This window comes from Neisseria sp. HMSC070H10, from assembly GCF_001837635.1.
In the GTDB taxonomy this organism is placed as follows: Bacteria; Pseudomonadota; Gammaproteobacteria; order Burkholderiales; family Neisseriaceae; genus Neisseria; species Neisseria subflava_A.
In genome coordinates this window covers 1-500 of record NZ_KV833350.1, presented here as the reverse complement: position 1 = coordinate 500, position 500 = coordinate 1, and the positions used below count along the sequence as shown (strand labels likewise).

1 protein-coding gene is annotated in these 500 nt (G+C 26.8%); it reads right to left on the bottom strand.

Going from position 1 to position 500, the window contains the following annotated elements; all coding sequences use genetic code 11:
• Positions 1-21 precede the first annotated feature (21 nt).
• On the bottom strand, positions 22-405 hold the full coding sequence (locus HMPREF2606_RS00710) for a hypothetical protein (protein ID WP_070843139.1): 384 nt from the start codon (positions 403-405) through the stop codon (positions 22-24).
• Positions 406-500 lie beyond the last annotated feature (95 nt).

The window sequence follows — 500 nt, the reverse complement described above, 5'->3', positions numbered from 1 at the left end:
ACGGGGTTAAAAATACAGTTGCTACTCTTGCTGCATGATATTGGCAAGATTTAATTTAAATGTTTGTTGAATCTTGTTTACATCCTTAGCAAAAATATGATAGTCACTCGAAGAATAGATAGATTTTATTCTATCCAAATTAGTTTGTTGATAACATTTTTTCATTTCCGCGATGAAAAAATTATCTTTTCCTCTTTCATTGAGACAGTTATTTTCTAACAGATAGATTGCCCATGCTGTAAAAATAAATGTACTATCTTCCGGATATTCAGATAAATAAATTTCGAATTCAATTATAGAATATTCAGCTGCTTCAATTAATGTTACATCTAAATCTCTGACAAATTTTTCCGTTATATTTTTAAATAATTTCTTGAATTCTATATAATTTTTTATTTTTCCCATGATTCTATTTTCCTGTAAAAATATTTAATTGAATATTTGGATAGCGATTTCTAAACTCTAAAATAACATTGCTGCAAGATTGACAGGCCTTTAAT